Origin of the sequence: Novosphingobium sp. EMRT-2 (genome assembly GCF_005145025.1) — a bacterium.
GTDB lineage: Bacteria > Pseudomonadota > Alphaproteobacteria > Sphingomonadales > Sphingomonadaceae > Novosphingobium.
Genome location: NZ_CP039696.1, coordinates 1 through 13,331 on the forward strand (window position 1 = coordinate 1; position 13,331 = coordinate 13,331).

13 protein-coding genes and 5 pseudogenes are annotated in these 13,331 nt (G+C 62.5%); 6 read left to right on the plus strand and 12 right to left on the minus strand.

Annotated features, from left to right (window positions below; translation table 11 throughout):
• Positions 1 to 4: 4 nt before the first annotated feature.
• Positions 5 to 274, plus strand: coding sequence for a hypothetical protein (locus FA702_RS23005; protein WP_210417664.1), 270 nt, complete (start codon positions 5 to 7; stop codon positions 272 to 274).
• Positions 238 to 1,155 (plus strand): hypothetical protein, encoded by a 918-nt coding sequence (locus FA702_RS17760; protein ID WP_210417665.1) that lies wholly within the window; start codon positions 238 to 240, stop codon positions 1,153 to 1,155. The genes FA702_RS23005 and FA702_RS17760 overlap by 37 nt, the downstream gene beginning before the upstream one ends.
• A gap of 111 nt (positions 1,156 to 1,266) precedes the next feature.
• On the opposite strand, the gene FA702_RS17770 is transcribed toward FA702_RS17760, so the two are convergent.
• From FA702_RS17770 to FA702_RS17780, 3 genes and pseudogenes are all read right to left on the minus strand, one after another.
• Entirely contained in the window at positions 1,267 to 1,476 is a 210-nt protein-coding gene (locus FA702_RS17770; protein WP_136957508.1) for a hypothetical protein, read from the minus strand.
• A 31-nt stretch (positions 1,477 to 1,507) separates the two neighbouring features.
• Positions 1,508 to 1,833: pseudogene (locus FA702_RS17775) on the minus strand (helix-turn-helix domain-containing protein).
• Positions 1,830 to 2,198: pseudogene (locus FA702_RS17780) on the minus strand (type II toxin-antitoxin system RelE/ParE family toxin). The pseudogenes FA702_RS17775 and FA702_RS17780 overlap by 4 nt, the downstream one beginning before the upstream one ends.
• 554 nt (positions 2,199 to 2,752) lie before the next feature.
• Here FA702_RS17780 and FA702_RS23295 point away from each other — a divergent pair.
• Positions 2,753 to 2,974 carry a sigma factor-like helix-turn-helix DNA-binding protein gene (locus FA702_RS23295; RefSeq protein WP_255504838.1) on the plus strand — a complete coding sequence of 74 codons (222 nt, stop codon included), beginning with the start codon at positions 2,753 to 2,755 and terminating at the stop codon, positions 2,972 to 2,974.
• Here the strand turns inward: FA702_RS23295 and FA702_RS17790 are convergent.
• The 7 genes and pseudogenes from FA702_RS17790 to FA702_RS17820 form a co-directional block, all read right to left on the minus strand.
• Positions 2,971 to 3,276 carry a response regulator gene (locus FA702_RS17790; protein ID WP_370385524.1) on the minus strand — a complete coding sequence of 102 codons (306 nt, stop codon included), beginning with the start codon at positions 3,274 to 3,276 and terminating at the stop codon, positions 2,971 to 2,973. The two genes, FA702_RS23295 and FA702_RS17790, sit on opposite strands and share 4 nt — an antisense overlap.
• Positions 3,277 to 3,355: 79 nt before the next feature.
• On the minus strand, positions 3,356 to 3,529 hold the full coding sequence (locus FA702_RS17795) for a hypothetical protein (RefSeq protein WP_168196120.1): 174 nt from the start codon (positions 3,527 to 3,529) through the stop codon (positions 3,356 to 3,358).
• 96 nt (positions 3,530 to 3,625) lie between these two features.
• Positions 3,626 to 4,579, minus strand: a complete 954-nt coding sequence (locus tag FA702_RS17800) for a diguanylate cyclase (RefSeq protein ID WP_255504835.1) — start codon at positions 4,577 to 4,579, stop codon at positions 3,626 to 3,628.
• 75 nt (positions 4,580 to 4,654) lie between these two features.
• A pseudogene (locus tag FA702_RS17805) lies at positions 4,655 to 5,004 on the minus strand (DDE-type integrase/transposase/recombinase); the annotation flags it as partial.
• 165 nt (positions 5,005 to 5,169) lie between these two features.
• Positions 5,170 to 6,147, minus strand: coding sequence for an ExeA family protein (locus FA702_RS17810; protein ID WP_136957510.1), 978 nt, complete (start codon positions 6,145 to 6,147; stop codon positions 5,170 to 5,172).
• The gene (locus FA702_RS17815) at positions 6,147 to 7,799 is read right to left on the minus strand and encodes a DDE-type integrase/transposase/recombinase (RefSeq protein WP_136957511.1); all 1,653 of its coding nucleotides are present in this window, start codon (positions 7,797 to 7,799) and stop codon (positions 6,147 to 6,149) included. The genes FA702_RS17810 and FA702_RS17815 overlap by 1 nt, the downstream gene beginning before the upstream one ends.
• A pseudogene (locus tag FA702_RS17820) lies at positions 7,792 to 8,387 on the minus strand (recombinase family protein). The gene FA702_RS17815 and the pseudogene FA702_RS17820 overlap by 8 nt, the downstream one beginning before the upstream one ends.
• A 166-nt stretch (positions 8,388 to 8,553) precedes the next feature.
• On the opposite strand from FA702_RS17820, the gene FA702_RS17825 reads away from it, so the two are divergent.
• Both FA702_RS17825 and FA702_RS17830 read left to right on the plus strand, forming a co-directional pair.
• Positions 8,554 to 9,246 (plus strand): hypothetical protein, encoded by a 693-nt coding sequence (locus FA702_RS17825; RefSeq protein WP_136957512.1) that lies wholly within the window; start codon positions 8,554 to 8,556, stop codon positions 9,244 to 9,246.
• A gap of 106 nt (positions 9,247 to 9,352) precedes the next feature.
• A complete protein-coding gene (locus tag FA702_RS17830; RefSeq protein WP_168196121.1) occupies positions 9,353 to 9,928 on the plus strand; it encodes a hypothetical protein in 576 nt (191 codons plus the stop codon).
• 189 nt (positions 9,929 to 10,117) lie between these two features.
• Here the strand turns inward: FA702_RS17830 and FA702_RS17835 are convergent.
• A pseudogene (locus FA702_RS17835) lies at positions 10,118 to 10,543 on the minus strand (IS6 family transposase); the annotation flags it as partial.
• A complete protein-coding gene (locus tag FA702_RS23010; RefSeq protein WP_210417667.1) occupies positions 10,455 to 10,931 on the minus strand; it encodes a hypothetical protein in 477 nt (158 codons plus the stop codon). The pseudogene FA702_RS17835 and the gene FA702_RS23010, both read right to left, overlap by 89 nt.
• A 124-nt stretch (positions 10,932 to 11,055) precedes the next feature.
• Between FA702_RS23010 and FA702_RS17845 the strand changes: the two genes are divergently transcribed.
• Positions 11,056 to 13,296, plus strand: a complete 2,241-nt coding sequence (locus tag FA702_RS17845) for a family 1 glycosylhydrolase (RefSeq protein WP_255504836.1) — start codon at positions 11,056 to 11,058, stop codon at positions 13,294 to 13,296.
• The last annotated feature ends 35 nt before the right edge of the window (positions 13,297 to 13,331 follow it).

Consider the following 13,331-nt stretch of genomic DNA (forward strand, 5'->3'; position numbering starts at 1 on the left):
CTCGATGCAGCTCAATTCCAGCTATATTCAATCGCTGGCGCGCTACGGCATCCGGCCTGAATATGTGCTTGCGCCGGGGTGCTACTCCTACAATCTCGCCGCTTGGCGTATCCGAAACCATATCCGCGACGACAATGGCGACCTGTGGACGCGGGTTGCCAATTATCACTCCCGAACGCCGGTCCATAATGCCCGGTATCGTGCGGCGATTATGGCGAAGGCGGCACGCTGGGAGGCATGGCTTTCCTCGCGCTACAAAACACCTATAGCGTGAACGGCGTGCCGATCAGCGGCGGCGGTCCTGCTGCGCGATCGGCGTCAAGCCCGCTCACGATCACGGCGGCCGACGCCGGGGACAGGGGCCAGCTCGCGGCCGTGGCGCAACCGGCGATCGTCCAGCCTCAAGCCAGCGCCGACGCCTCGGCGGGCTATGTCGCCTCGATCTTGGCCGCTGCCTTCAATGCACGTATAACGGATACGTGGCGGGCGCTGGAAGCCAATTACGGGGCCGCCAACAGCTTTCACAAATATGGGCAGGCGGTGGATTTCGTGCCGCGTGCCGGGCTGCACACGATCACGCGCGAGCAAATCCGCGCCGTGATGGCGCAACATGGTATTCGCGTGGCGGAGCTGCTGGGACCGGGGGACAGGGGCCATTCCGATCATTGGCATCTGGCGTTCTATACCGGCGATCAGACTCGGCCGCTCGATCGCGCTCAAATTGTCGTCGCCAGAGCGGAACGCGGGATAGGGGGCCTAACCTCGGCGGCCGTGCGGCCGATGGCCAGCTATGAGGCTGCGCCAGTTCCACAAGCCCGCATCATGGCGGGCTCGGCCGAACGCCGCGCCTATTTCCGTTGCGGTGAATTTCCGGCGCGACATGCTGCATCCGGTGCCCGGCGATCCTGCGGCCGACGAACGGTTTATTCCGCGCACAATCACCGCCAGCAATTGAAGCGACGGCGCGCTAGGCGCTCAATTCGGCAAGCCGGTGTGGGCGCTCATCCCCATCCCGGCCAGCTCCTCAATGAGCCAGTCTCGAAAGTCCGAAATGGATTTCGCGCCTTCGGCCCTCAAGGCGCAACGTCTTCCTCTTTGAAACTCCAATCGTCCTTGCCGATGTGCCGCAAGGCGCGCCTGACGCAATGCTTCTGATAGCTATAAATCGCGCAGCGGAGATACCCGCGAATGATCTTTTCCATAGCCGCATCGTCATTGCGGTGGCGATCTAGCAATGCGTCAAGGTCGGCTATGGATGGATCGGGATTAAGCATGGTCGGCCTCGATCTGTAGGGCGAGCTGGGCGAGGCGATCGGGAGCAAGCAAGTCGTCGGCCGCTAGGTCGATAGCGAAGGGTTCGCCGGGTTCGGGCGGCCGTCGATCGGCGGCAAAAGCGGCAAGATAGGGTTGCGCCGCGTCGGTTTCGATCCAGCGCCAGAAGGCAGGCCCTTGGCCGAATAGCCCGGCCTCGAACATATCGAGCCGGCTTGCGCGAAATCATCGCACATTAGGCGAAGTGGATCACGGCCGATTCAGTGGTCCGCCCCTGCGGACGCACCACAATATCGACCTTGCAGCCAAGCCGGGTGAGCATGGCTAGAAGCCGCTCAACCGAGACGCTGCGGAACTGGCCTCGCAGGATGCGCGACAATTCCGGTTGAGTAGATCCGTAACCTTGGCGGCGGCGATCTGCGTCAATTTCCGCTCCTGCATGGCCTCGGCCACACGGGTAACGAGCTGGGCTTTCAAAAGGTGGGTGTCGGGATCGGCAAAGCCTAGATCGGCAAAGACATTGCCGCTGCCTTCCTCAATGATTTCGTCCTGTGCGCTCATGCTGTGCCTCGCGGGTCTGGTGTTGCCGGTGATGCTCCTCGCGGTTTTCAGCGCGTTCGGATCAAATCCATATCGGCCTGCGGCGTGGCTTGCCTGCTTGGATTTCTTCTGGAAGGCGTGCAGGACATAGACCGCCTCCGCAAATTTGACCGTATAGACCGTGCGGAACGTATCGCCTTGGTAGTCGTTATTATCTCGACCACGCCAGCGCCGCCAAAGCCCTTCAACGGCTTAGTGCTGGCGTGCTGCCCGCCTTGCTGCGCGAGGTGCAGGGCATAGCCCATTACGTCCTGCACATCGTCCGGGAACTCCCGAAAATCGCGCTTTGACGATGCCACCCATCGAACCGGCCGTTCCGTATCCATCGCGGCTATTATGCACAAATATACATAGCTCGCAAGCGAAAATTATGCGCGTATGTGCTACTGCGCGGCCGATGTTATCAGCGGAACGATTGTGGGGCACCGGGATCGGCGGTTCAATCGAGCGCCCTGCGCGACGAATGTATCAACGCCGGGGATGCAGGACGGCAATTTTATGCTAGAGCCCGGCGCGGCTGCACGCCCCCATTTTGTGCAGCCGTCCACTTCCGACGATGGCCCGCAAGGACTGCGCCATCGTCGGAAGACCAGCCAACAATCTAGCCCTTGCTGCCCTCTGTCCGGGCAGGCGAGTGTTGCTTGCCGTTGTAATAAAATTACTGTTCAATCTGACCTAGTTCCGCGTGCAATCGGCGTATTGTTGAGTCATCGTCCCTCTACAACGATCGCAAGGAGGACTACGCTATGGTTGATTCTTCCAATATCTACCGGGAGCAGCAAAAAGCGGTTGCCCTAGAGTTCATGGAAAAAGCTCTAGCGATACTCGTTGAGGTCGATGATTCCCCGGCAGATTGTTATCTGCAACAATCAATAGATACGTGCATGGCGTCACCACGCATGACATTTCCGAAAACGAGTTTTGGGACTGCGTGGATGAATTGCCGCATTTGACTGACCGGGCCTTGTTCCTGCATCGCCAGAACGGGCTTTCAGTCGAGCAAATCGCCAAGCGACTAGGCATCGAGCAGAAAGAGGCGGCCGAACGGCTTTCGGAAGGGCTGGCCCTTGTTCGCGGCTCATTCAGCGTGGCGGAACACTAATCGCCGGAATCAGGGGCAGGGAGCATCTTGCCGAGCGTGGCGACCAATTCACCGGGCATGTAGGGCTTGGCGATATAGGCAGCTCCGTTCGGCAATTCGCCCGAACCTGGTCGCACGCGGCCAGAGGTAACAAGGACCGGCATGGAGGGCCAACGGTCGCGGACAGCAGCGGCTAGGGCGAGGCCCGTCATTCCGGGCATTTCAATATCGGTGAACACCGCGCCAATATCATCGCGGCCGTCAAGGATCGCCAGAGCATCGGCCGCCTCGCACGCCTCAAAAACGCGATAGCCAGCATCCATGAGAATGTCGCCGCCATCGTCCTAACAAGGGGTTCATCCTCGACAACCAGCACGGCCGCGCCGTCCGATCCTTCTCCCATTATTCCGGCTCCCTGTCCTTTTCGGCCTTCTTCTGTGCCGCGTCACGCAAAATGCCCGCCCAGCAAGCGAGGATCAAACCTTCATCGGGGGCCGTTTCTCCGGTGATGACAGAGTAGATTCCTAGCACGTTGGAGATTTCCTCCACCGATGCGACGCCTTTCCCTTCCAGCATCCCGGCGAGGACCGCCAGCGCCCCGCCATTGCCCGCACCATTGCCGGATCAGAGAGCTTCGCGCCGGGGAATACGTCTTCATCTGGCGTCCCCCGTTCATGTGGCCTCCGTGCCGCCCTTGGGAGCAATCATCACTTGGTTTCGGCCGCCCTGCTTTGCAGCGTAAAGGGCTTCATCGGCCGCTTTGAGGGCCGCCCTTGGATCGGGGAAATCAAACACGTCCGCAATGCCAGCGGAAAAAGTAATTTGGCCCAATGGTTCATCCGTCTTGCGGTTTCGCAAGCGACGTTCGGCCATTTGTTCGCGCAAGCCGTCAAGTTTCTTATGCGCTTCGGACAGGCTGAGGCCCCGGAACAGCATAACAAATTCCTCTCCACCGTGGCGCGCTACATGGCAATTATCGTCCGAAATCGTAGCGAGCATTTCCGCGATAAGTCGAATGACCCGATCGCCTGCATCATGGCCGTGCGTATCATTGATACGCTTAAAATGGTCTATATCGCAGAACGCCACGGCCAGCGGGTCAAGGCTCGATCTGGCGTCCCGATATTCCCGCTCTAGGACCGCATCGAAAGCCCGGCGATTGGGAAGGCCGGTCATGTGGTCAATCTCTGCCTCACGCCGCGCCTGTTCCAGACTACGGCGAAGCGCCTTGGCCTCCTCCTCGCTGCGCCGCATGTCGGTTTCGAGCTTGCGGGTTCGCTCAAGCATCGCCTTCGCCAAATCCGCTAGGCTGGAAAGGATTTGCCCGGTTCCCTGAACCTGATCCAGCTCGGCCACATGCTGTTCCAGCTCGTCGGTATAATCGGCCGTCGCGCTGCGCGTGTCGTTGGCGTTCTTCGAGAAACTTTCGAGCGTTGTTTCCAGCCTCGCCATAAGGTGCTGGATGCCATCGTGCTTGTCGATCGTCTCGTCTGCCGCCGTGATCTCGTCCAGCCATTCCTGTGTCACCGCTAGGCCAGCGGTCACATGCTGGGCGATCTTGCGCGCAAGGGCGGGATTGGACCCTGAAAAGGCCCCGTGGGCGGTGAGGAGATTATTGGGCGTCACGTCCAGCTCATAGGTGAGCAGGAAGGCTCTGTTGCAAACATGGGGCACGGCCGCGCGGCGTCACCCAGTTGGGGATTAGGCAGCATTGGCGAAATGCTTATTGAGCATAATCATGGTTTCGGTCAGGGCCGAGGGTCCAATTCCGAATGCTCTTTCAACCAGGCGCACCTCCCCATGATACCTGGCTGCAGGCACCATGCCTGGGCCTGTCCTTTGCGTAGGGCGCGCATGACCTCGAAGCCCTTGATCGTGGCGTAGGCCGTTGGCATCGACTTGAAGCCACGTACCGGCTTGATCAGCATCTTCAGCTTGCCGTGGTCGGCCTCGAGCACGTTGTTCAGATATTTCACCTGCCGGTGCTCGGTTTCCGCCGCCAGTTTGCCTTCGCGTTTCAGCTCAGCGATTGCTGCGCCGTAGCTGTAGGCGCTTGCAAACGTAGCGGCCTCTGCTCGCAAACAGAGCAGATTGTTGCTCAGATTATCTGACAACAGACAAGCTTCGCTGCTCACGCTAACTGACAATGTGCTCGCCTTCATCCGCGCCTGCTCGCAAACGGCAATGGCCTGCTCACAATAGTAGCCAATGCGATGTCATATCGGCACTCCCGCTTCCCGGAGCCGCTCGGTCAGTTCGCGGGTGTGTTCCGGGTCCAAGGTTCCGGCGAGAAACGCGCGAACGTCGGATGGGCGACTGTTAAGCTGGCTGACAAGCGAACCCGCATCGTAGCCGTTGCGCGTCAGCGTTGGTTCGAGGTCGTCAATCGCGCGTGACAGCACCTGCTCGACGATCTCGGCCGTGACGGGCTTGGCGGCGAAACGGAAGCCCTGCTCGAAGGCGAGCGTCAGGTGCATCTCGATCTGGAGCGGCGTACGCAGACGCTCCGCAATGAGGTCGATCGCATCCTCCTCCATCAGGTCGGCGACCTTGACGCCCTCGGCCGCGCAGGCGCCGAGCAGCCAGGCGACATAGTCCCGGCGTTCGGCACCGATGCCTTCATAGTCGAACGTAGTGGTGCGATAGCCGATCTCCTCCATCTGCGGACGGCGCAGATCGTTTCGGAGCCGGGGATGGCCGACCAGCAGGACCGACAGCAGCACGCCGGCATCGGCCACCACCTCCATGAGCCGCTTGAGGCCGGTCAGCGTCTTGTGGTGGAGGTCGTGCGCCTCGTCGACGACCAGCACGACCGGGCGCTTGCCCTTGCGCATGATGTCGCGCAGGTCGCGCTCGCGGCGCTCGGCCTGCTTGGGGATCTTCACCTGGGCGCGGTCGCCGGGTGAGAGGTCGTAGAAAAGCGCTTCGATCAGCGACGGCAGCGACGTGCGGCGCTTGTCGACTGCGAGCGACTTGGCAACAGCGACCTTGCCCGCCCTGGCCAGCTCGTCCTCGATGCGGCGCAGGAGGTGCGTCTTGCCCGATCCGACCAGGCCGGAGACGACGATAAGCCTGCCGGTCTGAACCGCTGCGCAGACTTCCCGCACAAGGTTGCGCTGATGCTCGGTCTCGAAGTTGCCGACGCCTTGGAACGGGCGGGCGAGCCCGTAGCTGGATTGAACGTCAGCGAGCATCAGCTTGTCCCCCGTCTTGCCTGGAACCGCTCGCGGATGCGGTGGGCGATGATGGTCTTGTCCAGCGTCTCGCCGAGCAGCGCGTCGATGAAGGCGCGGTCCGCCTCGGGCAGCGAGCCGAGCGGTCTTCGAAGCTGATCGACGATGGCATGGCGCGCCGCGAGCCCGGTCGGATATGCCGTCTCGGCAATCGGTTCCGGGAAAGGAGTTTGCCGCACCGCGAGCCCTGCGGTGGAGGGCGGCAGTGATGGCAGTGGCCGGTCGCCGCCAGTCACCGTCGCGCGGGGAAGCCCGAGCTGGTCGGCAAGCCGGACCACCTTGTCGAGCCGCTCCTCGGCGCGGCTCTTCTGGTACTTGCGATAGCGGTAGAGCGGCACTGCGCCGCGCGACGGTTCGTAGGGACCATGCCGCTTGCCGTCATGCTCCACGAAGAGCTGCTGGTCGAACAAACCCCAGAGCAACGTCACCGTCTCACCGGCAAGTTCGGGCTCAACCTCGTAGGAAGCGCCCTCGACCGATACGGTCGCGTCGCCAGCAACGGTGCGCCGCTCGGGTTCGCGCGCGAAAGCGCAGAACCGCTCCCAAGAGCACATGGCGCGCACGCCCTCGCCGGGCAAATGCCGCAGCCAATGTTCGACCCGCGCGTGCGGCTCGGAGCGATGGTCGCCGTTGTTGTAGGTGACCAGCGCACGCCGCATCCACAGGTTGGCTTCCGCCTCGTCCTTTGGCTTGTGGAAGTGGTACAGCGTCTCGTGCACCTCCTTGATCGTGCGGAACGGCCGCTCGACCTTGCCCTTGGCGCGGGCCGCGGTGTGCCGGTCGTCAGACTTGGGCGGCAGATGGGTAAGGACGCGCACGCCCAGGCTGCCCATCACCGACTGGAACACGCGCGACCGGCTGACCGGGCCGTTGTCCATGTAGATCGTGACCGGCAGACCTTGGAACGGCAGTTCGGGCTCGGGCTTGGCGGCAAAGGCGTTGAACAGGAAGCGCAGCGCGGACTCGGCATCTTCGCCATAGACGCTGCGATATTCCTGATAGACCACGCCCGAGCAGTCATCGACGACCGAGAACAGCATCAGCGTCGGTTTGCCGCGCCCTTGCTCGATCCAAAGCGGCGCCTCGACCTGCTTGAGGTCGGACGGGCTCATGTCGAAGTGCCACAACTCGTTGGATCGCCGCGCCTGGAAGCGCACCGCCGCGTGCGGGCGGGTCACGCGGGCATAGTCCAGCCCCGACGCGCGGAGCAGCCGGTCAATCGTCGCCCGCTTCAGCAGGCCGGGTGCGACCTTGACCAAGCCCTCGGGTGTCTCGACGCCATCGGTCTCCAGAAATTCGATGGCGCGAGCGGTCGAGACGTGCCGGCCCTTCTTGTTGGTGGTCCTGATCTTAAGAGCGGCGACGATCTCGGCGTAGCGCTCCATCTCGACCTGCGGGGCGACCCGCGTTGCGCCGTGATCGGATCGGCGCACCGACCTCGGCCGGTTCAGCTCGCGCAGCGCCCGGTACAGGGTCCAGATCGAAATGCCATAAGCCTCGGCCGCGCGGGCGATGATCTCGGTGCGACCGGGGTCGCGTGAGGGCAACAGCGACAATCGTCGGCGAAGGTCGACCAGCGCCTCTCCGGGCGGCCGCTTCGCCCGGTCAGCCATGGGCTGCGGCAGGCTCCTTGGCCGGTGCGCCGCTGCCGCGCTTACCGGCGTAGCGATAGAGGGTCGCCACCGACACGCCCATGCGCTTGGCGATGTCGCGCACCGGCAATGTCCCTCCTTCATCATCGCCCGTGCCGCAGCGACGTCGCTCGGGCGCATTGCCGACGGGCGGCCACCTTTGCGGCCCTGCCGACGCGCCTCCACCAGCCCTGCGGTAGTCCGCTCCCGGATCAGGGCCCGCTCGAACTGCGCGATGGCGCCGAACACGTGAAAGGTGAGCATGCCCCCAGGCGTGGTGGTGTCGATGCTCTCCGTCAGCGACACCAGTCCGATCTTTTCGCGCTCCAACTCCTCGGCCGTGGCGATCAGCTTCTTGAGCGAGCGGGCGAGGCGATCCAGCTTCCAAACGACCAGCGTGTCGCCTGCACGCAGCACGTCGCCCAGGATGCGCGCCAATTCGGGCCGGTCATCACGCGCACCTGACGCCTTCTCGGTGAACACCCGGTCGCAGCCAGCGCGGCGCAATGCGTCAAGCTGAAGCTCCGGATTCTGGTCGCTGGTGCTGACCCTGGCATAGCCGACCCGCATGGGCGTTCATTCTTCTCCAAACTCGTCGGAGACATACCTTTTTGCGAAAGAGGTTTCCAGAACAGTTTTGACAAAGAGTGGCCCGCAGATTTACGTTGCCGGCCAGGCAAAGCGATCGGCTCGTCAGAAACGGTCGTTTTGAAGAAGCCTGGCTGACGGAGGATCCATGCAGACGCTCGATACGATAAACTGGGTCGGCGACGGTGACGACACCGACTTCTTTGTCGCGATCGAGCGCACCTTCGATCTTCGCCTTCGCTCGAACCTGCCGTGGACGACGTTCGGCGAGGTGCGTGACCATGTCGTCGCGCATGTTGCGGCTCATGGCGGCGGCGGTACGACATGCGCCACGCAGATGACATTCTATAGACTTCGGCGCGCGCTCCGGCTTGGCCGGCACGTCGGGCCGGACGCGCCTTTGGCACCACTGGTCGGTGAGAACCTGCGTCTTGCGTTCAGCGAACTGGAAGCTGATACCGACCTGAAGATGCCCGCGACACGATCCGGATGGTTCGGGATTACCGGGGGTCTCTGCTTCGCCATCGCGGTCGCTATCCTTGTCTTCACGACGCTGGCGCCGCCCCTTCGCATTTTCGGCGCTGGAGCGAGCGCCTATGCGGGGCTGTGGTTGCGGTATATCGATCGCCGACGATTGCCTCGCGGATGCGAAACCATCGGCGATCTGGCCCGCCTGGTCACGGACCAGAACCGTGGCAGGCTGGCACGTGACGGCGCTCGCCTTACCGCTCCCGAGATATGGCGGATCATCCAGCAACTGGCGGCCGAGGAGAGCGGCATCGACTCGGATTTGATCGGGCCGGAGACGACCTTTTTCCGTAAAACGGCGCAAGCCGCCTGACCCAGACTTGACCTTCGTTTTCGGCAGCAACCCCCATTAGCGGACATTGGGTCCGTTGCGTGGTAACTCGCGTGCAGGATCGAGGCAGAAGCATCGAGGACACGCCATGATGGATCAAGCGCCTGAGGTGCCCATGACGCAGGAACAGGTTATTGAGCAGCGCCTCGTGAAGTGTGGACTGAAGGCCGGGGGCATCTCGGTCAAGTACGAGGAAGACCTTCAGAGCATAGAAGTGATCATCGGACCTGCGGCAAGGGCCAATCAGGGCCACTTCGAATGTATCAAAGATGCGGCCGCGCATGAGATCGTGACGTTTGAGGACGGCGCGATGTATAAAGCCTACAACGATTACACTTCAGAAGCGGCTCGGCCGCAGATGCTTGAGAGCCTGACAGCTACGCTGCGAGAGCGTAAGTTGCTTCAAGGATTTCCTGAACGTGGAAGCTTTCAGTCTTTGGGCGAGTTTGCGAGGGCACTGGAGAAGCATGCAGGCACAAAGCCGGGAGCAGCACTACGCGTTGACGGCGACGGCATCGTCTTTGATCCACCGCACGAGGCGAACTTGCCCGCCGACTTCGCAGCCAAGTATTCTGACCTGCTTAGCGTCGTGATGTTCGCTTCCGTACGTGATCATATCAGCTTTGGATTCATCGGGAATGAGGCCGTCTCGCCTGATCGGTAGGTGCGTTCACCATCAGACCGCCGTTGGCAGAAAGCGTGAGCACGCCATCTCTGTTTGCGAGCAGGCGCAAATGATTGTGAGCACGTTGTCAATTAGCGTGAGCAACGCGGCTTGTCCGTTGTCAGGTAATCTGAGCAACAATCTGCTCTGTTTGCGAGCAGAGGCCGCTACGTTTGCAAGCGCCTACACGTAGCTGGGTGCCTTGTCGGTATTGAGTTTGGCCGGCTTTTCCCAGTCCTTCAGGCCACGAAGAGCTTTGCCCAGAAAGCGCTTCGCCGCTTTGGCGCTGCGTGTCGATGACAGATAGAAATCAATCGTGTCGCCCCGTTTGTCGACCGCCCGGTACAGGTAGGTCCATTTGCCCCGCACCTTTACGTAGGTCTCATCCAGACGCCAGCTCGGATCAAAGCCGCGCCGCCAGAACCAGCGGAGACGCTTCTCCATCTCCGGCGCGTAGCGCTGCACCCAGCGATAGATCGTCGTATGATCGACATCGATCCCACGCTCGGACAGCATTTCCTCGAGATCACGGTAGCTGATGCCGTATCGACAATACCAGCGCACCGCCCATAGGATGACCTCGCCGGTAAAATGCCGTCCTTTGAAATCGTTCATCGCAACTGACCTTGACAGTACATGAGCCCAATCTTGGAAACCGTGTCAGAGTTTGCAACAGAGCCGGATCGCGGGTGATCGCGCCGTCGAGCAGGGCGCGCAATGTTTCCGTCTCCTCATGCCGGCTGAGGCCGGCGGGGAGGTGCGGGGTGAGGATGGTGACGCCGGAACAGTCGCAGACATGGGTGTCCAACGTCGCACTTGGCGCATCGTGGATCGGCTCTTCCCAAACGATGACCTTCCGGTCCCGGGCGAAGCGGCTCATCAGATGTTGCGGCCGCTGATAGACGAAGTTCCAGCGCAGGTGACTGAAGCAGATGAGCGTGCCGCCGCCCTCCGTCGGGCTGTCGGGGTTGATGGCGTCGACGTCGCTTGGAATGCCGCTCATGTCTGGAACCTTGCTGAATGATGAACATCGGCAACACGCCGTTCATCGCTCCGGTTCCTGTACAAACCGGCCCAAGTTCAAAGAGATAACACAAGATATCAAGTCGAGAGCGGAAACCTGATCCATGTCAGTCGTTCTGGCGAAGGTCTGGGAGATATGTACGATGAAGAGGCATCTGGAATTATGGGGTGGGCCGGAGTGCACCATCAACAGGGTTCGGGATACATATCAGGATCAGTTCGAGCGATGCGGCCACTATGATCGGATCGACGATCTGAATCTATTTGCCGACATCGGCATAACGACGATCCGTTATCCTATATTATGGGAATGCATTGCGCCTGATCGGCCCGGACAGCATCTCTGGCAGGGCGTGGATGCGCGGATCGACCGGCTGCGCGCACATGGCATCGACGTCATTGCCGGGCTTGTCCATCACGGCAGCGGTCCCTCCTACACGCATCTCCTCGACGATGACGGTTTCGCGCGGGGTCTCGCTGATTTCGCGGCCCGCGTTGCGGAGCGCTATTCCTGGATCAACCAGTGGACGCCGGTCAATGAGCCGCTCACCACGGCGCGCTTTTCGGCGCTTTATGGCCATTGGTATCCGCATGTCCGCGACGAGGGCGCGTTCTGGCGCGCGCTCCTCAACCAGATCGACGGAACCCGGCTCGCGATGCAGGCCATTCGCAGGGTCAATCCCGCCGCGCGGCTCGTTCAGACGGAGGATCTCGGCCGCACCTTCGCCACTGCCGAGTTGCGCGAGCAGGCTGCGTTCGAGAATATCCGGCGCTGGGCGACATGGGACCTGCTGTTCGGGCGCGTACGGCGCGGTCATCCGCTGTGGCGGCGCATGGCCGCGCACGGGCTGGAGCACAGGCTGGAGGCCATTGCGGCCGATCCCTGTCCGCCAGACATCATCGGCATCAACCATTATCTGACCAGCGAGCGGTTCCTCGACCATCGCATGCAGCGCTATCCCGCCCATGCGCATGGCGGCAATGACGGGCAGCGCTATGCCGATGTCGAGGCGATCCGGGTGCTGGAGCCGCCCCCGCCCGGTCTGAGGGGCGTGATAGAGGAGGCGTGGGACCGCTATGCGACCCCGATCGCGGTCACCGAAGTCCATAATGGCTGCACGCGCGAGGAGCAGCTGCGCTGGCTGGCGGAGGCGTGGGATTGCGCCGAGGATCTGCGCAATGAGGGCGTGGACGTGCGAGCGATCACGCTCTGGTCGCTGCTCGGCAGTAGCGGATGGAACACGCTGCTGACCGCCCCCGGCATCTATGAGCCGGGCATATTCGACGTCAGTAGCGGAACGCCGCGCGCGACCGCTCTCGCAGCGCTCGGCACGGCTCTGGCCACTGGCGCTGCACGGCATCCGCTTGCAGCGCAGCCGGGCTGGTGGCGTCGGCCGATCCGGCTTGAATATCCCGCCGTCCGCCGTCCTGCCCCGGCCGTGCAGCACCGGGCGGACAGTTGCAGGGAGCGTGCGCCCATGGGTCGGCCCCTCCTGATCATGGGCGCGACAGGAACCCTGGGGCAAGCGTTCGCGCGGGCCTGTACGCTCCGCAACATACCGCATGTGCTGACGGCGCGGCACGCGCTCGACATCACCAGCGAGGCCAGCATCGGGGCTGCGCTGGACCGGCACGATCCCTGGGCAGTGGTGAACGCCGCCGGCTGGGTACGGGTCGACGAGGCGGAAAGCCATGCCGCCCGTTGTTTTGCGGCGAACAGCGACGGCCCGGTCCGCCTTGCGCGGATGGCGGAGGAGCGGGGGCTTGCCACCCTCAATGTCTCAAGCGACCTCGTCTTCGGGGGCAAGGCGGAAGGGGCCTATGTCGAAACCGACGCGCCCGACCCGCGCAACGTCTATGGCGAGAGCAAGGCGCGCATGGAGGAGGGACTTCTCGCCCTGGCGGGGACGCATCTCATCGTTCGCACCGCAGCCTTCTTCTCTCCCCATGACGAGTTCAACTTTGCCGTCGCGGTCGCTCGCGCCCTGACGGCGGGGCAGCCGTTCGAGGCCGCGGCGGACCAGCGGATCACGCCGACCTATGTGCCGCATCTCGTCAGGGTCGCGCTCGACCTCCTGATCGACGGTGAGCAGGGCCTCTGGCACCTCACCAATGAGACGGAGCTATCATGGGCAGAGTTCGCGGAAGCCGTCGCGGACAGCCTGAACCTGCCCCGGCATCTGATCCGCGCCGTGCCGGGCGCCCGCCTGAACCAAATGGCGCCACGCCCCTCCCGCGTACCGCTCGCGACGGGGCGCGGGGCGCACCTGCCGTCTCTTGCGGATGCCCTCGGCGAGTTTGCGCGGCATGAGAAGAGGCAGCAAGCGGTGCGCGAGCTTGCATGACATGCAAACGGCCATGGATCCGAAGACCCATGGCC

Coding starts and splice junctions, on each gene's coding strand:
- FA702_RS17830 (WP_168196121.1), top strand. CDS start 9,353: ATGATGGATCAAGCGCCTGAGGTGCCCATGACGCAGGAACAGGTTATT.
- FA702_RS17760 (WP_210417665.1), top strand. CDS start 238: ATGGCTTTCCTCGCGCTACAAAACACCTATAGCGTGAACGGCGTGCCG.
- FA702_RS17815 (WP_136957511.1), bottom strand. CDS start 7,799: ATGGCTGACCGGGCGAAGCGGCCGCCCGGAGAGGCGCTGGTCGACCTT.
- FA702_RS17845 (WP_255504836.1), top strand. CDS start 11,056: ATGTCAGTCGTTCTGGCGAAGGTCTGGGAGATATGTACGATGAAGAGG.
- FA702_RS17795 (WP_168196120.1), bottom strand. CDS start 3,529: ATGCTGGAAGGGAAAGGCGTCGCATCGGTGGAGGAAATCTCCAACGTG.
- FA702_RS23005 (WP_210417664.1), top strand. CDS start 5: ATGCAGCTCAATTCCAGCTATATTCAATCGCTGGCGCGCTACGGCATC.
- FA702_RS17825 (WP_136957512.1), top strand. CDS start 8,554: ATGCAGACGCTCGATACGATAAACTGGGTCGGCGACGGTGACGACACC.
- FA702_RS23010 (WP_210417667.1), bottom strand. CDS start 10,931: ATGAGCGGCATTCCAAGCGACGTCGACGCCATCAACCCCGACAGCCCG.
- FA702_RS17790 (WP_370385524.1), bottom strand. CDS start 3,276: ATGGATGCTGGCTATCGCGTTTTTGAGGCGTGCGAGGCGGCCGATGCT.
- FA702_RS17810 (WP_136957510.1), bottom strand. CDS start 6,147: ATGCTCGCTGACGTTCAATCCAGCTACGGGCTCGCCCGCCCGTTCCAA.
- FA702_RS17770 (WP_136957508.1), bottom strand. CDS start 1,476: ATGTTCGAGGCCGGGCTATTCGGCCAAGGGCCTGCCTTCTGGCGCTGG.